Source organism: Bdellovibrio bacteriovorus (assembly GCF_025558485.1).
Classification (GTDB): Bacteria; Bdellovibrionota; Bdellovibrionia; order Bdellovibrionales; family Bdellovibrionaceae; genus Bdellovibrio; species Bdellovibrio bacteriovorus_G.
In genome coordinates this window covers 282,689-299,808 of record NZ_CP102930.1, presented here as the reverse complement: position 1 = coordinate 299,808, position 17,120 = coordinate 282,689, and the positions used below count along the sequence as shown (strand labels likewise).

17 protein-coding genes are annotated in these 17,120 nt (G+C 49.5%); 12 read left to right on the top strand and 5 right to left on the bottom strand.

Annotated features, from left to right (window positions below; genetic code table 11):
• The first annotated feature begins 38 nt into the window (after positions 1-38).
• The 4 genes from recA (at position 39) to EZJ49_RS01565 (ending at position 3,235) form a co-directional block, all read left to right on the top strand.
• Entirely contained in the window at positions 39-1,166 is a 1,128-nt protein-coding gene (gene recA / locus EZJ49_RS01580) for a recombinase RecA (RefSeq protein ID WP_262553749.1), read from the top strand.
• A 221-nt stretch (positions 1,167-1,387) separates the two neighbouring features.
• On the top strand, positions 1,388-1,738 hold the full coding sequence (locus EZJ49_RS01575) for a DUF488 domain-containing protein (protein WP_262553748.1): 351 nt from the start codon (positions 1,388-1,390) through the stop codon (positions 1,736-1,738).
• Between the two features lie 166 nt (positions 1,739-1,904).
• A complete protein-coding gene (locus EZJ49_RS01570; RefSeq protein ID WP_262553747.1) occupies positions 1,905-2,648 on the top strand; it encodes a 3D domain-containing protein in 744 nt (247 codons plus the stop codon).
• Positions 2,649-2,698: 50 nt separating this feature from the next.
• On the top strand, positions 2,699-3,235 hold the full coding sequence (locus EZJ49_RS01565; protein ID WP_262553746.1) for a DUF924 family protein: 537 nt from the start codon (positions 2,699-2,701) through the stop codon (positions 3,233-3,235).
• On the opposite strand, the gene EZJ49_RS01560 is transcribed toward EZJ49_RS01565, so the two are convergent.
• From EZJ49_RS01560 to EZJ49_RS01550, 3 genes are all read right to left on the bottom strand, one after another.
• On the bottom strand, positions 3,236-3,526 hold the full coding sequence (locus tag EZJ49_RS01560; RefSeq protein ID WP_262553745.1) for a hypothetical protein: 291 nt from the start codon (positions 3,524-3,526) through the stop codon (positions 3,236-3,238). It abuts the gene before it with no gap.
• A gap of 21 nt (positions 3,527-3,547) precedes the next feature.
• A complete protein-coding gene (locus tag EZJ49_RS01555) occupies positions 3,548-5,770 on the bottom strand; it encodes a S8 family serine peptidase (protein ID WP_262553744.1) in 2,223 nt (740 codons plus the stop codon).
• A 127-nt stretch (positions 5,771-5,897) separates the two neighbouring features.
• Positions 5,898-6,380, bottom strand: coding sequence for a glutathione peroxidase (locus tag EZJ49_RS01550; protein ID WP_262553743.1), 483 nt, complete (start codon positions 6,378-6,380; stop codon positions 5,898-5,900).
• Between the two features lie 128 nt (positions 6,381-6,508).
• Between EZJ49_RS01550 and EZJ49_RS01545 the strand changes: the two genes are divergently transcribed.
• The 3 genes from EZJ49_RS01545 (at position 6,509) to EZJ49_RS01535 (ending at position 10,104) form a co-directional block, all read left to right on the top strand.
• Positions 6,509-6,832, top strand: coding sequence for a hypothetical protein (locus EZJ49_RS01545; protein WP_262553741.1), 324 nt, complete (start codon positions 6,509-6,511; stop codon positions 6,830-6,832).
• A gap of 167 nt (positions 6,833-6,999) precedes the next feature.
• Positions 7,000-8,547 carry a hypothetical protein gene (locus EZJ49_RS01540; protein ID WP_262553740.1) on the top strand — a complete coding sequence of 516 codons (1,548 nt, stop codon included), beginning with the start codon at positions 7,000-7,002 and terminating at the stop codon, positions 8,545-8,547.
• Positions 8,548-8,922: 375 nt separating this feature from the next.
• Positions 8,923-10,104 (top strand): hypothetical protein, encoded by a 1,182-nt coding sequence (locus tag EZJ49_RS01535; protein ID WP_262553738.1) that lies wholly within the window; start codon positions 8,923-8,925, stop codon positions 10,102-10,104.
• Positions 10,105-10,116: 12 nt separating this feature from the next.
• Here the strand turns inward: EZJ49_RS01535 and EZJ49_RS01530 are convergent, their stop codons facing one another.
• Together EZJ49_RS01530 and EZJ49_RS01525 are read right to left on the bottom strand one after the other, a co-directional pair.
• Positions 10,117-11,304: an aspartate kinase gene (locus EZJ49_RS01530; protein ID WP_262553736.1), complete on the bottom strand. Its 1,188-nt coding sequence runs from the start codon at positions 11,302-11,304 to the stop codon at positions 10,117-10,119.
• Positions 11,301-12,227 (bottom strand): lytic transglycosylase domain-containing protein, encoded by a 927-nt coding sequence (locus tag EZJ49_RS01525; RefSeq protein ID WP_262553734.1) that lies wholly within the window; start codon positions 12,225-12,227, stop codon positions 11,301-11,303. The genes EZJ49_RS01530 and EZJ49_RS01525 overlap by 4 nt, the downstream gene beginning before the upstream one ends.
• Before the next feature lie 290 nt (positions 12,228-12,517).
• Between EZJ49_RS01525 and flgF the strand changes: the two genes are divergently transcribed.
• From flgF to EZJ49_RS01500, 5 genes are all read left to right on the top strand, one after another.
• On the top strand, positions 12,518-13,333 hold the full coding sequence (flgF, locus tag EZJ49_RS01520) for a flagellar basal-body rod protein FlgF (RefSeq protein ID WP_262553733.1): 816 nt from the start codon (positions 12,518-12,520) through the stop codon (positions 13,331-13,333).
• A gap of 66 nt (positions 13,334-13,399) precedes the next feature.
• Entirely contained in the window at positions 13,400-14,185 is a 786-nt protein-coding gene (gene flgG / locus EZJ49_RS01515; protein ID WP_262553730.1) for a flagellar basal-body rod protein FlgG, read from the top strand.
• 3 nt (positions 14,186-14,188) lie between these two features.
• Entirely contained in the window at positions 14,189-15,118 is a 930-nt protein-coding gene (gene flgA, locus EZJ49_RS01510; protein WP_262553728.1) for a flagellar basal body P-ring formation chaperone FlgA, read from the top strand.
• Positions 15,115-15,867: a flagellar basal body L-ring protein FlgH gene (locus tag EZJ49_RS01505; RefSeq protein ID WP_262553726.1), complete on the top strand. Its 753-nt coding sequence runs from the start codon at positions 15,115-15,117 to the stop codon at positions 15,865-15,867. The genes flgA and EZJ49_RS01505 overlap by 4 nt, the downstream gene beginning before the upstream one ends.
• A 1-nt stretch (position 15,868) precedes the next feature.
• Positions 15,869-16,867, top strand: coding sequence for a flagellar basal body P-ring protein FlgI (locus tag EZJ49_RS01500; RefSeq protein WP_410468752.1), 999 nt, complete (start codon positions 15,869-15,871; stop codon positions 16,865-16,867).
• Positions 16,868-17,120 lie beyond the last annotated feature (253 nt).

Sequence of the window (17,120 nt, the reverse complement as noted above, 5' to 3'; positions counted from 1 at the left end):
AGTGTCGTGGCGATAGTCACGAGAGAGAGGAACAACAGATGGCAAACGCTACTGTAGATAACAAAGCAAATTCAGAAAAAATCAAAGCCCTTGAATTGGCTGTTTCGACTATCGAAAAGCAATTCGGTAAAGGCTCCATCATGCGTCTGGGCGCGAACGATTCTTTGGTTAAAGACGTTGAAGCGATCAGCACCGGTGCATTGAGCCTGGACATCGCTTTGGGTATCGGCGGTCTTCCTAAAGGTCGTATCTGTGAAATCTATGGACCAGAGTCTTCTGGTAAAACCACTCTGTGCTTGTCTGTTATCGCTCAAGCTCAGAAAAAAGGCGGCGTTGTTGCTTTCGTCGATGCAGAGCACGCTTTGGATATCAACTACGCTCGTAAACTGGGTGTGAACACGGAAGATCTTTTGATCTCTCAACCAGACACTGGTGAGCAGGCTTTGGAAATCACGGAAACTCTGGTTCGCTCTGGCGCGATCGACGTATTGGTTGTCGATTCCGTGGCAGCCTTGGTTCCTCGTGCAGAGATCGAAGGTGACATGGGCGATTCCCACGTTGGTTTGCAGGCACGTTTGATGTCTCAGGCTCTTCGTAAATTGACTGCGGCGATCAACCGTTCCAACACTCTTGTTATCTTTATTAACCAAATCCGTATGAAAATCGGTGTTATGTTCGGTAACCCTGAAACGACTACGGGTGGTAACGCTTTGAAATTCTATTCTTCTGTTCGTTTGGATGTACGTCGTATTGGCGCGATCAAAAACGGTGAGGATGTGACTGGGAACCGCACGGCGGTGAAAGTTGTGAAGAATAAAATGGCGCCTCCGTTCACTAAAGTTGAATTCGACTTGATGTACGGTGAAGGTATTTCTGAAGAAGGCGATCTTCTGGATCTGGCAGTGACTGCGGGCATGGTTGAAAAATCCGGTGCGTGGTTCTCTATCAACGGTGAGCGCATGGGCCAAGGTCGTGATGCTGCGAAAACCTTCTTGAAAGAACACCCAGAGTACATGGTTGAACTTCGTAAAAAGATCCTTGCGGCTAACGGTATCGGCAAACTTTTGGTTGATACCAACGGCAGCAATGGCGAAGACCACGAAGGCACAGAGCCAGCCATCGAAGCCGAAGACGCTCCGAAAAAAGGCAAAAAAGGCAAACACTAAACTCGGCCCCGCCGGCAGAGCTGTGGCGACTGTTCTCACTCCGACTTTGTCGGAGTAGAGTGTCGCTACAGCTGAAGCAACTCCAAAACCCACTCCACAAGAGTGGGTTTTGTTTTTTCCCACCCCAGTTTTGCCGAAGAACAAAAAGGTACCTGCTTACTTTTGCAGAAGCTTCGCGTAAAATAACGCATGGTTTATGCAAAAGTGAGCAGGTACCTTTTATGATTAAGATTAAACGAGTTTATGAAAAGCCTAGTCGGGATGATGGTTATCGAGTTTTGGTGGATCGTTTGTGGCCGCGTGGGATTAAGAAGGAAGATTTAAAGTTCAGTGAGTGGCCGAAAGAGATTTGTCCCAGTACAGAGCTGCGCAAAGAGTTTGGTCACAAGCCCGAGAAGTTTTCTGAATTTAAGACAGAATACAAGAAAGAACTGAAGGCGGCACCGGCACAGGATAAACTGGCAGAGCTGGCCGAACGTGCGCAGAACCAGAACGTCACCTTGTTGTATGCGGCTCGCGATGAAAAAATCAATCACGCACATGTTCTGAAAGAGATTCTGGAAAAGTTCTGATTTTTTGATCGCGCAAAACCTTATGCTTTTTTAATCCAATGAAAGTGCAGATGACGGGGTTTCTGGGGGTAAACTGTCGTTTATTCGCAGTTCAGGTCAAGCGCACCTTGTTATGTCTTTTGACGTAGTTGTGAAGGATGCACAGTGAATTTGTTAGTATGGGCCGATGATCAATGTGGTTTTTGGACTTCTATTAGCAATGACTGTGCGGGCCCAAGAGGCAGGTTTTACCGAGCCGCCCATGCCACCGCCTTTACCGGCTCCGGTGGAGCCGACATTCTTAAACCCCACAATCTATTACAAGCCCATTATCAAATACGACGTGGATCGTTGCGAAGAGCAGACTCGTGTGGAAATGCTTTCCCCGGAAGACAAAGTCCTGACTCGCCTGTGCGTGAAGGATTTCAACAACTGCGTGATGCAGGGGGCTTGCTATGTCCACGACGAAAACGGGCGCTTCCGGTCATTTAATTATTACGCCCGCGGTGAAGACGGCGTGCCCCGCTTTAAAGAAGTGGACATGCGAAAATGTCCTTACGGCTATGGCATGCGGAATGTGTGTCTGGACCCCTATCATACGGTGGCTGCTGATTTAAGCATCTATAAAATGGGGGACGTGATTTTTGTGCCGCGCCTTGAAGGGCAGATAATGCCGGATGGAACTGTTCACGATGGCTTCTTTGTTGTTCGTGATGCAGGAGCGGCAATCAAAGGGCCGAATCGTTTTGATTTTTACACGGGCTTTACCAGGCCCTTCGTTCCTGAAAATACTTTCCATCGTCTGGGTTTTGCCGATCTGAAAAACAGTTTTCCTTTTCGGATGGCCACAGACGAAGAAGCGGCCCTTGTGCGTGAAAACACAGGGTACCCCGGAACCAAAAAGGTGATTCTTCTGCCACCACATCGCTAAAGTCTGAACGCGTCTGGACACTCAGGCTTGCATCGGGGATGCTCAGGCTTATGAACGCAAACACAGTTATTTCATTTTGGTTTGAAGAAATTGATCCCCAGCTTTGGTTTACCAAGGATGCCGCTTTTGACGATCTTTTGCGCAAGCGTTTTTCTGTTTTGCATGAAAAGGTCTGCAAAGGGGAAACATATCTTTGGCGTCAAAATCCGGAAGGACGTTTGGCGGAAATCATCGTGCTGGATCAGTTTTCCCGCAATATGTTCCGCGGTTTGCCAAAAGCTTTTGCCAGCGATGCTCAGGCCTTGGCTTTGGCGCAGGAGGCGGTGATGCAGGGGGATGATATGGATCTGCCAGTGCGTCAACGTGGTTTTCTATACATGCCTTACATGCACAGCGAATCAGTACTGATTCATGAAGAGGCCATGAAGCTTTTTGCTCAGGAAGGGTTGGAAAACTCGTACAAATTCGAGATCGCGCATAAAAAGATAATCGATCAGTTTGGGCGCTATCCACATAGAAATGCCGTCATGGGAAGAGAGTCCACGACGGCCGAGCTGGATTTTATGAAAGAACATGCGGGGTTCTGATTAAGGACCGATGTCCTCTTCCAGATCCGTGCACTGAAGACGGCCTTGATTTACGCTTACGGCCGTGATCCCGCTGGCATCTTCAAGCATCTGTAAATCGCCGTCCATAGTGCCGTCACTGTTGATGGTGACAAGGGCGCGCTCGCCACCTTTTTGGATGTCAACGATACGTTTGGTGTCTTCGATTTGTTGAATCACGCTGCAACCCTGATTGTTGACGAAAACACGAAGTCCTTCGGCCTGGGCTTGCGCTCCTGCGAAAATCAAAGCGGCGATAAAGATTTGTTTCATAAGGTTCTCCTTTTTTTATTTTTATCTGTATTCCAAAGATTCCAGGCGGGACTCAAAATAGTCGGTGACTATCAAAGAACTGCCACGAGCTTTTAGCTCCAGGATTTTGTTTTGTATTCTTGTCACTACAGGCTCAATGTTCGTATTCAAATTCTTTTGATCCAGCATCTGGGACTGAACGATTTTTTCCAGCTTGTTCACTTCCAGTAGCAGGTCTTTTTCAAAGATGTTTAAACCACCTTGTTTGCCCATGAACTCTTCCAGACCGATGCAGCGATAGGCCATTTGCGCCAGTCGGCAATCCTGACGATCAATGCCCAGTTTTTTGCATTCACGGCCTTCTTGAGAGCGATACTTGTTAAAAATCTCCTGAGCAGGCTGTTCTTGATATGGAGCCGCCGCCGAAACACCATTCTTTGTGAAGCCAAGGCCCGGCGCAATCAGGGTGTAACCGTGCACTTCAGAAGCAAAGGCCGCGGGCAGGACTTTTCCATTTCTATTCAGACGGCGGAAGGCGATGATGTCGCCAGTTTGAGCTTGTTCCACCGGCACGCGCTGACACAGGGGGGAATCGACGATATTGGCAAACTCGCTGGCAAAAGTGTGATGCAGCCCTTGAGAAACACCAGCCAAATAGGTAGAGGCGTTCCAACAGTTAGGACCCTCGACTTTGGCGTGACGGTCTTTCAGCATTTTCATTTTCCCGACCAGCAAAGCTTTTTTCAAATCGGCATAGCCCTGGGATTTGATAGGCGCAGGATCTTTGGTCACTTGAGCCGTGGCGATAAAGAGTTCGCGGACTTCACTGGCGGTCAGGTCTGGAAGCTCGCTCCACAGCCGCGCAATAAGATTCACCATATAAGGCGTTGCCATGGAAGTGCCGGAGTGCTCAATCAGACCACCACCCAAAGAGGCGGCATTGACTTTTACACCCGGAGCCAGAATATCGACGTTGTCTTTTCCGAAGTTACTGAAGTCTGCCATTTTAGCATTTTCAGGAGTGACTTCTTCGATGGTACTGGCCGTCAGGGCGCCGACCTTCATGACGTTGGGATGCGTGAAGCTGGCCGGATACTGACGGTTCTTTGACAGATCCAAATCCACACCGGCGTTGCCAGAGGCTACCACGAATAGAGTGTTTGGATTTTCTTCGATCATGGTTTTGTAAGCACGAATGCCATCACGCAGGCCCAGCAGATCCTTATGGTCGGCCGGGAAGCCCAGGCTCATGTTGACGATGCGAACCTGATGCTTCTTGATAAAATCAGACATTTTACGGATATAATCTGCACGAGTGTAATCACCGGCAAAACCCACCAAGGCGATATTGTTCAGACCATGACTGGCGATATGGGCCACGTGGGTTCCATGGGACAGGGGACGCTGGTCCTTATGCATGCCAATTGAAGATTCTGTTGGCAGGCCGATATCGCGCACTTGTTCCCAACCGAAGTTGTCGTCAATCCAACCGTTACCGTCATTGTCGATGCCATCCACAGGGTCTTGAGGATTGTTCCACCACTTGCTGACCAGTTCTTTGTGGTTGTAGTCAAATCCTGAGTCGATAATCGCAATTAGGAAGCGATTTGGATTTTCCCGCTGTTTTTTCAGCACAGCAATTTCATCTGTTGAAAGACCGGATTTCTTAAGGCTGCCCACCAGATCGTACTTTTCATAAAGGGAGTATTCACTCAGCACTTTGCCTTTAGGGTCTTTTTCGATAAACGCGTAAGGCTTTTCATCCTGATCCTTGTAGTAAAGGAAGATGGAGGATGTCAGTTGATTATCTTTGTTTAAATAGTCTTTGCGGTTTTCCCTGAAGGGTTCATTTTGTTCGTGGTGGCCGATGTACTCCAAAGTAATCGGAGCCTCTTTGGTGTAGTGCCATTTGCGCATCAACCGTGATTGTTCTGTTTGGATTCCTTCTTTATCAAGGAAAGACCATTCTTCCTGACTTTGAATCTGGCCGTATTTTTCTTTTTCAATAGAAAGCTCAGTGACAATCAGGCGGTTTTGTGTGGACTTGGTAAAGCGCACCCAGCCAGTAAAGCGGCCTTCAATATCAAAATAGCGGCGCTCGGTCAGAAATCCATCCTGATAGTGGCTTTCTTTTGAAACAACACCGTTGTCGAACTTTTCAGTTTTAACTGTCGTCGCAGCCCAAGCAAAGGACTGTCCCAAAATGAGACACAAGGCCGTTGTGATCAGGGATGTTTTAGCTGTCTGAAAAGATCTCTTCATCATAAATGGAAGAGATAGCAACGAGGGTGCCAGAGAGCCGCAAGCATCGTGGTGTCAGCGGCGGATACTGCCCTGTCGAAGAGTCTGACAGGGCAGTGCCATTTATTAGCTTATGGATTTTCGTGGAATATTAAGTCAGAGCTTTCTTGATGTCGCCAGTGATGTTCACAGGCTCCTCTTGCGGGGCGTAGCGCTTTAAGACCTGACCGTCTTTACCCACAAGGAACTTGGTAAAATTCCACTTGATCATCTCTGTTCCCAACAGACCCGGAGCAGAGGACTTCAACCACTGATAAAGAGGATCGGCATTGTCACCATTCACATCAATTTTTGCCATGACCGGGAAAGACACGCCGTAGTTGAGTTCGCAGAACTGCTGGATTTCAGAGTCAGAGCCGGGCTCCTGAGCGCCGAACTGGTTGCATGGAAAGCCCAGAATCGTAAAACCCTGATCCTTGAACTGAGTATAAAGTTCTTCAAGGCCCTTGTACTGGGGAGTGAAGCCGCATTTGCTGGCGACATTGACGATTAGAACAACCTTGCCGTGGTATTCATCCAGAGAAGTGGATTTACCGGCAGCATTGGCGACTGAGAAATTGTAGAGGTTTTTCATGGGAGCTCCTGTTTGTTCAGCGGCTAGCATAGCGTGGTTGTGGGATCGGTGCAAATTGATACGTTCCCAGACAGACTGGAAACACATCTTTGGTAATCCGCGTATAGTCGTTTTGTGAATTTTAGGGTTTGGGCACAAATCCTCTGATTCTTCAGACGGCAGAAATTGATGCGGATAAATGTTCTAACTTTGAAAACAAAGTCCAAGAGGCCAGTCAGGCGATCAATAATTTAAGCAGTACCCTGAATAATGCAGCTCAATGTGCTTCGTTGACGGCGGGGAACACAACGGCAGTTCCTGATATTTGCAAAACCAATCCGAATCTTCCGGGCTGTACTGTGACGGGCCCTGCGGGAGTTGCAGGACCGGATGGAATTACCGGGCCGCATTCCAACATCTGGATGAAAATTCAGAATCGTTATCAAGTGGTGCGACCGACGTTGATGCCGTGAGCTTATGTCTCATCTTGAATCGGATTTTCGTTTTGATTCTATTTCACGAGTCAGTCTTCATTAAAATATGAGAATATATCCTAACGAAGTTGTAGCAAACTGAGTTAGGGGCCGATAGGAATACTATGAGAAACTGGTATTTAAGGGGACTACTCCCTCTTATTATTTTGGTACTTCTCGGAGGTGTAGAGGCTTCGGCCGGCACGTTCTTGGGTTGTGCTGAATGGTGTGCCAGTCGATATCTTCCCAAGTCGGGTGCAGCCACTCGCGATCAAGTTATTCGCTATGACAGTTGTGTCGTTCAAACCCAAAGGGAAGGCCGTTGTGGCGGAGGAAACTCCTCCAATCGCGGTTCCGGCGGTGGAACTTCCCGCCCGGCACAAACCCAACAACCTGCCGAGACACAGCGACAGCAGGAGCCTCAAAGCACATCGCAAACAAATCCCTGTGGCAACCGTTGTCCTGTGAGTCAGTGTATGGAGAATGTTAACGGTGGGGGCGGGTATATCTGTCAGTCGGAAATGCAGCAGCGTGGACCTGACTGTTCAGCACAGTATGCCGATCTTGCGCAGCAGTGTTCAGACGCCGTGGCAGAGACTTCTCACACCTGTGATGAAAAGAGCGATAGCGGCATGAACAATGTGGCCGATACGGCCTCGCAGCTTAGTTTGATGTTTGGTCAGCAAACGGCATCCAGCATTCAGGCGGCATGTTCAAGAATGGCAGGTCTTTCTGCTGCGGCTAATGCTGCTGTGGCAGCGTATCGTTTGAACTGTAGCAGCTCGATCAATTCCTGCCGCTCGGCCTGTTCTGCTTTGGTGGATTATGTCACTAATAATCCGACTTGCACGGTGCAGGGGTTTTCAGGGGCAGCTGGCGACAATTCGATGATTTCCGAAAATGCACGGGCGCAGGCCGAGCGCTGTGATCGCTTTGAAAGCAAAGTGGAAGAGGCCAATCAGGCCATTGCGAATTATGCGGGCACTATGCAGAATGCCGCCCAGTGTGCTGAGCAAACTTCCGGTGATCCGGCTGCCATTCCTGAAATATGTAAAACGAATCCAAACTTGCCGGGCTGTGCAAACACCGGCCCCGTGGATTGTACCAAGCCGGAAATGGCGTCCAATAAAGTTTGCATCTGTTCCAAGAATCCCACGGACCCTGCATGTCTTTCTCAGAAAGGGATGAATGGCAGCACTTATTCCAGTATCAATTCAGCTTCGCGTTTAAATTCTGTTGGTGGGGATGTGCCAGGTGGAGATCTGCCGGACTTGCCGGCAATATCTCCGGGTAAACCAGGATCCGGTGGAGCTGGAGAGGCTGTGGACGGGCGACAAGGTGGCAGTGCCGGACTGTCTTCTTCCGGTGGTGGAGCGGGCGGCGCTGATGCCGGATCGGATCGTGGTCAGGGTGAGGGTGGTAATCTTGATTCCAATGTGAATGCCGGATTCTATGGCGCTGGCGGAGGAAGTGGTGGTTATGGCGGAGCCGGATCTGGCGGTGGATACGCAGGGAAAGCGGGGGCTGCTGGTGTTGCGGGGTCTAGAAAAAGTGGCCCGGATTTGCGACAGTTTCTGCCCGGTGGAAAGTTTGATCCAAAAACTCGCGGCATTGCCGGAGTCTCCGGTCCGGATGGAATTACAGGTCCCCATTCAAATATCTGGAAGAAAATTCAGAACCGCTATCAGGTTCTAAGCCCGACTCTGATGCCTTAGTGTCTCAAATCGAGATTGCTTATACTTTGGTAAAGTTCACGTCTAAATGTACCGAACAGTATCACCATGGGAATGAGAAGATTTTTCTTACATGTGGTCTTTGGCGGATTCGTTCTAACAATGGCGATATTACCGCAGCAGACATGGGGGGCTTTTGACAGCGAAGATTGTCGAGTTCGTAGATGTTCTGGAAGTCAGCAGTGTCAAGAAATTGCTTTTTCAGACCCGGATAGCCAGTCAAGTAGGCTGGCTTACCGATGTGTAGATTCTGAACTTACGGGGCCACCAGAGCCCGCTCGTCAGTGTGGAAATCGCTGTTCTGTCGAGGATTGCATTAATGTGAACGGCGGCAGTGGCTGGATTTGCCGAGGAGAAATGGCTGGAGGAGGTCAGGGTTGTGGTGCCTACCAGCAGCTGCAGGCCCAGTGTCAGGAACAAATTGCCGACACTTCTTACACTTGCGATGAAAAGAACGATACGGGTATGTCTCAGGTTGCCAATACTGCTTCACAATTAAGTTTGATGTTTGGTTCGCAAACAGCCTCCAGTATTCAAGCGGCGTGTTCGAAGATGGCCAGTCTGTCTGCGGCGGCGAATGCGGCGGTGGCGGCGTATCGCCTGACATGCAGTAGTTCCATTAACTCTTGTCATTCGGCGTGTGATGCGGTGGTGGAGTGGGTGAACAGTAATCCGCTGTGCGTGCAGGCAAGTGGCGGGGCGATTTCCGTAGGCAGTGCCGAAACACAGGCAAAGCGTTGCTCGGATTTTGAAAACAAAGTTTCAGAGGCCAATCAGGCCATTTCGAATTTCGGCGGAACTATGCAAAACGCTTCACAGTGCGCAGCTCTGACCTCTGGGGAATCAGCCGAAGTGCCTGAAATCTGTAAAACGAATCCCAACTTGCCGGGCTGTTCGAACACAGGTCCTGTTGACTGTACGAAGCCTGAAATGGCCAGCAACAAAGTATGTGTGTGCTCGAAAAACCCAACGGACCCCGTGTGTATGGGAACGAACTCTGCCGGTGGTGGCAGCTTTGTCAGTAGCAGTTTGGATTCCAGCAGTCGTTTGACCGCCAAAGGCGGGGACGGTATCACTGGTGACCTTCCGAATTTACCGGGAATATCTCCGGGTAAACCGGGCTCTGGTGGCGCCGGGGAAGCTGTTGACGGCAAACAAGGCGGTGGTGCCGGATTGTCTGGCGGCGGCGGCGGTGGCTCCGGTGGTGGTGGTGAATCTGGCGGCGGCGGTGGCGAAGCCGGTGGACTTGATGATGTGAAGGTCACAGCAGGATTCTATGGCGGCGGAGGCGGAAGCTTCGGTGGTTACGGCAGTGGAGCTGCTGGTGGCGGTGCCGGTCGTCCTGGTGTGGGCGCAGCAGGAGCTGCCGCAGGTAAAGGTGGTCCGGATTTAAGCAAATTCCTTCCCGGTGGACAGTTTGATCCAAAACGCGGGATTTCCGGAGTGGGAGGCGCCGATGGTATCACCGGCCCTCATTCAAATATCTGGCAGAAAATTCAGAATCGTTATCGTGTGATGACGCCGACGTTGTTGCCTTAATTCAGTTTAAAACTAAATCAAAGGATGGAGAGCCTCAATAACCTGCTTGCGCAGGGGGGCCTCCACCAAAACAGTCAGGCTCATGGCGCTGACTAAAAGTTTCTGCGCAGCCAAATTCTTTTCATTCAGATTATTCAGAACTTTTTGTGTGATCTCCGGTGACGTGGCGCCTGTGCAGGTCAAAGTCACGGTGGAATAATCCGTCGGCAGCAGGGTAAAGTCAGAATGCTTTTGCAGTTCCTTCTTCACAGCCACCATGATTTCCTGAGGTCCGGTCAGGAAGATTTCAGTCTTATCCAGCGAAAGTTCACAGCTAAGCAACTGAGGAAATGCGATTTGATTGTAGTCCAAAAGACTTTGCAATCCATGCAGAGCTTTAGCCGGATTCTTTTCTTTGCAGTGAATGCCCAAAACCAGTTCGTGAGAATTCAGGGACAGGGCTTTGCAGGATTCAAACATATTCAATCCTTTTTTGACGAGCGTGCCGTCAGAGGTTTTATTGGAGGCAGGACCGATATACAACGTCACATCACGCATCTTGGCCAATTCGACGGAGCGATAGTGCAGAACCTTGGCGCCCCAGAAAGTCATTTCCATCAGCTGGTCATAATTCAGTTCGTTCAAAGGACGTGCGGATTTAACAATGTTAGGGTCAGCGGTAAAGACCGCCGGAACATCTTTTAGAATTTCACAGCGTTCTGCTTTAAAAGCCGCGGCCATTGCCACAGCGGAAGTGTCGGAACCACCACGCCCCAGGGTTGTGATTTCTTTGGTTGTGGGTGACACACCTTGAAAGCCCGCCAGAATCACCACTCGGTCTGTTTTCAGGGCCTCTTCCACACGTATGGGTTTCACGTCTTTAATGAAAGCATTGACGTGGGAATCATCGGTAAAGATCCCGGCCTGACTTCCGGTAAAGCTGATCGCTGAACATCCCAGATCATTCAAAGCCATGCTGACCAATGACATGCTGATGCGTTCACCCACAGTCAGCAGCATATCCATTTCACGTCTTTGTGGGTGGGCAGAGACTTGATTGGCAAGGTCGATCAGTGAATTTGTGGTTTTGCCCATGGCACTGACAACAACAATCAGGGAATTATCTTTGGATTGAGCTGCGATGCGGGCGGAGACAGATCTGATTTTTTCAGGATCTGCTAAGGTGGCTCCACCGTATTTCTGGACAATCAGGGGCTTCATTCCAATGCAACTTTCCGAGTGTTATGATAGACGTAGGTGGAAACCATTCGTCCGGCTCCCTTAGGAACGCGGATGAAGTGTTTTTGCACCTGCCGGGGAATGTATCCCAAATACAGCTCGGCATTCAAATCTTTTAATGACTTTCTGGTGACTCCCAAATGATCGGCCAAAGGTTCCAGATCGGTGCCACCGGGGACAAGAACAACATCGTATTCCAACGGGTCCATCTTTTCCAAATCACGGAATCCATACAGATTTGGTGCTTTGGCAATTAGCATAGCGGCCAGGATTTTAGGAACGTAATCCTGAGTTTCCTGGGGAAGTGCATCGAGCTTAATGAGCGCCCAGTAATCTTTAGTGCCGTATTTCTTGATGCGACGGCGCAGTCCGCTTTCGCCCATGTTGTAGCTGGCGGCGACCAGATACCACGATCCAAACTCAGCATGTAGATCCTTCAGATAGCGAATTGCAGCCAGAGTGCTCTTTTTAAGATCTCTTCGTTCATCAAGCCACCAGCTTTTGCTCAAGCCATAGCGGGAACCTGTGGCCTCGATAAACTGCCAAGGGCCCACCGCATCGGCATGGCTGATGGCGTTTGCTGCAAATCCACTTTCGATCATCACCATGTAAGCCAGATCCGAAGGCAGGCCTGCACGTTTTAATTCTTCCTGAATGAAAGGCATGTACTTGTAAGAGCGCTGCAACCAGGTGCGGAACCACTTATTACCGTTTCCCTGAAAGTAAGCGATCCATTTGCTGACCTTTTTATTGTACGTCACTGGAAGATCAAAGATCAGATTGTCCGACTGCGTGTGCGTGGACTTCGCTGTCAGAGCTTTTAGTTTTTCCTTTAAGCTCAGGGCGCGGTTTTCTGGCGATGCAGCCGTCACGGCAGGAGTGACCACGGGCTTGATTGGAGCCACTGGTGCTGCTTCTGCGCTGAAGCTGTAAATAAGAGATGCAATGAAAAAGATAGAAACCCACGTCCTCATGTAGTCAATTATGAAGCTGATTCTTTGACACTGTCGACAAAGATCTGACAATTCCCTGGCGCCATCGACGAAGGTCAATACACGGCCAAATCGAAAAAAACTTGAGCCCAGAAATTTTGAACTGTGCAAAGGTCCAGCTTGGAACCTTTTTCCCAGACCAAGATCCGTCCTGTCAAAAGATGGCACACGCCTTGCTGCTCAACACTGTGGAGGGGAAGTTCATGAGTGTAAAAGGTGTCTATACAGCGCTAAGTGGTGCCATGGCCCAAAGTACAAAGCTTGATACTATTGCCAATAATCTGGCTAACGTGAACACGCCTGCCTTTAAGCGCGATCAGCAGCTTTTTCAGGAATACCTGACTGCCAATGAAAAGATGCCGGAAACCACACAGATTCCCCGTGATGTGGCTTCCATTGAAAGCTTCTATAATATGCAAGGTGGCGACAAAAGCTACGTTGACACCAAAGGTACTTTCACTGATTTCTCACAAGGCGGTTTGAAGCCCACTGGAAACAATCTGGATGTTGCGATCGACGGCAAAGGCTTCTTTGAGGTGGCCACTCCGGGCGGCGTAAAATTGACACGTGCCGGGAACTTTACCCTGGACGGTAACGGACAGTTGGTTACCAAAGACGGACACCCGGTCCTTCGTCAGGCCGAAGCTGGAGCAGACCCCGCAGGCCGTGTGATTCGTTTCACCGGTAGCGGTGCGATCAGCATTGCCGACAATGGCGATGTTTTTGAAGGCACTGAAAACCTGGGAAAGCTTTCCCTGGTCACTGTTAACAATCCTGATTCCTTGCAAAAGACGGGCAGCTCTCTTTATACGTTCAAGCCGAATATCGCGCCGGACATGCAGAATATCAATAATCCCAGCGTAAAGCAGGGGTTTTTGGAAACCTCCAACGTCAACATCATCCAGGAAATGTCAGACATGATCACCACCAATCGTGTCTTTGAAAGCACGCAGAAGGCCATCAGTGCCTACGATCAGATGGCCGATAAAATGATCAATGTGGTGGGAAAAACAAACTAGCCTTCGCCGGGGATACGGCTTAGCGGGCTAGTAAATTAATTTAGAAGCTAACGGAAGGATTCGTGAATGCTTAAGAGTTTGAACACAGCAGCTACAGGGATGGCGGCACAACAGACCAATATGGATGTGATTGCCAATAATATCGCCAACGTATCAACGGCTGGCTTTAAAAGATCCCGTGCTGAGTTTGAAGACCTCATGTATCAGACCCAAAAGGAGCCAGGGACGGCTTCGGGTCTGAATGCTTATTCTCCAAATGGTGTTCAGGTGGGTCTGGGTGTGCGCACGGCCGGAGTGCAAAAAGATTTTGCCAACGGCCAGGCACAGGTCACTAAAAATCCGTTGGACATTCAAATTGAAGGTCAGGGCTTTTTCCAGGTTCTGACTGCGGATGGTGAAACAGCTTACACTCGTGACGGGGCCTTCAAAAAAGATCCGGCGGGTCGCATGGTTGATAAAAACGGCAATGTTCTGCAGCCGGAAATCACTGTTCCTCCAAATGTTTCCGGTCTGGAGATCGCACCCACCGGTGAAGTGCGTGTGATCACAGGTCTTAACGATGCTCCGCAGACAATCGGTCAGATTGATGTGGTGAATTTTGTGAACCCAGCGGGTCTGAAGGCTGTTGGTAAAAACCTGTTCACGCAAACACCTTCCAGTGGTCAGGCCATCACGTCGCGCCCGGGTCTGAATGGCACGGGTTATCTGGCACAAGGACAGCTGGAATCCAGCAACGTGAATATCGTTGATGAAATGGTGAATATGATCACCGCCCAGCGTGCGATGGAAACCAATTCCAAAGTGATGCAGGCATCCGATCAGATGCTTCAATCCATCAACAATTTGAGATAATTGATGATTAAGTACTTTATGTTTTTACTTCTGGTGAGCACTCAGGCCTTCGCAAGGCCTGAGATCTCCATTCCGGCCAGTGTGGAAATCTCACAAAGAGAACTTCTGCGTTTGGGCGACATCGCCACAGTGGAAGGCGGCAGCGAGGAATTGCTGGCGGCACTGGATGCTGTGGTTTTGCGTGAAGATGCGCGAGAACTTCTGCTAAGCCAGCATTTGGAATCCGGGGAAATTCTGGGCAGGATGCGCTCGGCTTTGAACAGCCAGGAAAATTTGCGCAGGATGAATCCGCAATTCAAAGTGCCTTCACAGGTCAAGGTCAGTTTTGCCAGCACCCCGGTTTCCAAACAGGAAATTGAAAGAAAGATTCACAATGTGCTGAAAGCCCGCTGTCAGGAATGTGAATATCAGGTCAGTGTGCAAAGCACGCCACGCCCGGCATCAAAGCTGTGGGATCTGGATTATACTCAGCTTTCAGCCAAAGGCGGGTTCCTTTTGCCGTTGCGCGACGGTGATCAAAGACAAATTAAATGGATCTCCGGAACAATTCGCGTTTCCCGATTAACCCCGGTGACGACCCGTTTGATCTTACAAGGAGAGAGAGTTCAGGCTGATGACCTGCGCATGTCCATGACGGATGTGACCTTTGCCAAGGATGGCAGTTTGCGCATGGAGGATATCCAGGGTCAATTGGCGGCTCGCTCTCTTCCCGTCGGAAGCACAGTATGGGCTTCCGATCTCAAACGTGAACCGGCAGCTAAGAAGGGACAAGTCGTTAAAGCTTTGCTTGGCGACGATAGTTTCGAGATCTCCGTGAATATGATGGCGGAGGACAGTGGTTTTGTCGGAGACATCATTAAAGTAAAAAATCTGGAAACACAAAAAGTACTCTCCGGTCTCGTGACTGAAAAAGGTGTGGTGAAGTTGCAATGATGAAGACCCTTTCTCTCTTCTCAGTATTGGTTCTATCCGTTTTCGCAACAGGTTGTGCGACGATGCAGGATTTTTTGACTTCGCTGGATGGTCCGAAAGAAACTCCGGCGTTGAAAGATATTAATACGGCTCCGCGTTTTTCTGACAATCAGAATATGGGTGTGCCGACGGATCGTCAGTACAAGCGCATGACCCGCAATCGCATGGAAGAGGAATCTGACCTGGGTGCGAATGCCGGTTCGACATGGGTGATGGAAGGGCAGGGCGCGTATCTTTTTGCACAAAACAAAATGCGCAAAGAGGGTGATCTGCTGAATGTGACACTTGATGGTCCGGCCCGCAAGCAGGTGGAAACAAAAGTCTCTGTGATTAAAAAATTGTTGAAGCAGCTGGAAGAACAACAGCAGCAACAACAGGAACTGAGCAACTCGCTGGCGCAGAACGGGACAGAGGCTTCCCGTGCTCCGGCTTCCGAAGCAAAAAAAGCGGAAGCTCCAAAGGCGGATGAAAAGGATGAAGGGTTGGCAGACGTGCAAAACATCCCAACCCGTATCGTCGAAAAAATGGCGGACGGCAATTATCGCATCAAAGGACAGCAGCCGTTCATGATCGGAAAACGTGAATATAAAGTGATTGTCACCGGCCTTATTCGTCCAGAGGATTTCAACGATGCCGGTATCAATTCAGAAAAACTACTTGATCCACAGTACGATGTGGTCAGCTTAAGAAAGACTAAGAGCAATGAATAAGATTCTAAACTTCTTTTTGCTTTCGGCATTTTTCTTCATGACATTGATGGAATCCGCCAATGCGGCTCGCCTGAAGGATATTGCAAGCATTCGTGGTGTGCGAGAGAACCAGCTGATCGGTTACGGGATCGTTGTGGGTCTTAAAGGAACTGGCGACGGCAAGAACGAATTTATGAGCAAGAGTATGGTGCGCATGCTTGATAAGCTGGGAATGAAGCTCGACAACGTGGATTTCTCCAGTAAAAACGTGGCGGCGGTTATCGTGACTTCGACGATGCCGGCATTTGGCAAAGCCGGAAATCCGATTGATATCACTGTCAGTGCCATTGGTGATGCCTCTTCTTTGCAGGGGGGCACCCTGCTGCAAACTCCGCTGCGTGCTGCGAATGAACAGGTGTTTGCAGTGGCACAGGGAAGCATTGTGATCGGTGGTGACGGTAAGGATCAGCATTTGACCAGCGGTCGTGTGCCGAATGGCGCGATCATCGAACGTGACATGACGGCGGATTTTTCCTCCAGAAAAATGTACCGTTTGACATTGATCAATCCTGACTTCACAACGGCAGCGCGCTCAGTGCTTACGATTAACAAGGAACTGGGTGGTCACTACGCTTCGGCAAAGGATTCAGGAACAATTGATATTATCACGCCATTTGCCTATGAAAATCGTGGTGTGGAATTGCTGGCGACCATTGAATCCATCGAGATCAATCCGGATATGAAAGCACGTGTGGTGGTGAACGAAAAGACCGGCACGATTGTGATCGGAGACAAAGTGAAGATCTCCAGGGTTGCTATCTCACACGGTGCGCTTTCTGTGAAAGTGGGCGATGGTAAAAAAGGAACGGAAGAAAAAGTGGCGGTTCTCGACAGCGGTGTCAGCGTCGGGGAACTGGTGCAGGCTCTAAACAAACTGGGAGTCTCGCCGAAGGACCTGATTACAATACTTCAGTCCATAAAATCAGCTGGAGCTTTGCACGGGGAACTCGAAGTTTTATGAGATTTCTGTTTCAGAATGACACAGCATTTAATACAATCAAAGTTATAGTTTCAGACACATGGATGTGTTTGAAACGCGGGGAGGGTGAGAAAGAGATCGCGAACCATGGAAGGTCAAGAGTCAAAAGTTTCTCGCAGGAAACAGGAGCAATAGGTCAGCAGAGATCACGGAGTGATCAACACGAGCCGAAGCTACACTCTCAGAATCGAGTGCAGGATGCACATGATTCTCCGACTCTAACTCCCCTTTTTTT

What these genes read in the sequence shown, in the direction of transcription:
- recA (WP_262553749.1), top strand. Translation starts at nt 39, where the DNA reads ATGGCAAACGCTACTGTAGATAACAAAGCAAATTCAGAAAAAATCAAA.
- EZJ49_RS01575 (WP_262553748.1), top strand. Translation starts at nt 1,388, where the DNA reads ATGATTAAGATTAAACGAGTTTATGAAAAGCCTAGTCGGGATGATGGT.
- EZJ49_RS01570 (WP_262553747.1), top strand. Translation starts at nt 1,905, where the DNA reads ATGATCAATGTGGTTTTTGGACTTCTATTAGCAATGACTGTGCGGGCC.
- EZJ49_RS01565 (WP_262553746.1), top strand. Translation starts at nt 2,699, where the DNA reads ATGAACGCAAACACAGTTATTTCATTTTGGTTTGAAGAAATTGATCCC.
- EZJ49_RS01560 (WP_262553745.1), bottom strand. Translation starts at nt 3,526, where the DNA reads ATGAAACAAATCTTTATCGCCGCTTTGATTTTCGCAGGAGCGCAAGCC.
- EZJ49_RS01555 (WP_262553744.1), bottom strand. Translation starts at nt 5,770, where the DNA reads ATGATGAAGAGATCTTTTCAGACAGCTAAAACATCCCTGATCACAACG.
- EZJ49_RS01550 (WP_262553743.1), bottom strand. Translation starts at nt 6,380, where the DNA reads ATGAAAAACCTCTACAATTTCTCAGTCGCCAATGCTGCCGGTAAATCC.
- EZJ49_RS01535 (WP_262553738.1), top strand. Translation starts at nt 8,923, where the DNA reads ATGGCTGGAGGAGGTCAGGGTTGTGGTGCCTACCAGCAGCTGCAGGCC.
- EZJ49_RS01530 (WP_262553736.1), bottom strand. Translation starts at nt 11,304, where the DNA reads ATGAAGCCCCTGATTGTCCAGAAATACGGTGGAGCCACCTTAGCAGAT.
- flgF (WP_262553733.1), top strand. Translation starts at nt 12,518, where the DNA reads ATGAGTGTAAAAGGTGTCTATACAGCGCTAAGTGGTGCCATGGCCCAA.
- flgG (WP_262553730.1), top strand. Translation starts at nt 13,400, where the DNA reads ATGCTTAAGAGTTTGAACACAGCAGCTACAGGGATGGCGGCACAACAG.
- flgA (WP_262553728.1), top strand. Translation starts at nt 14,189, where the DNA reads ATGATTAAGTACTTTATGTTTTTACTTCTGGTGAGCACTCAGGCCTTC.
- EZJ49_RS01505 (WP_262553726.1), top strand. Translation starts at nt 15,115, where the DNA reads ATGATGAAGACCCTTTCTCTCTTCTCAGTATTGGTTCTATCCGTTTTC.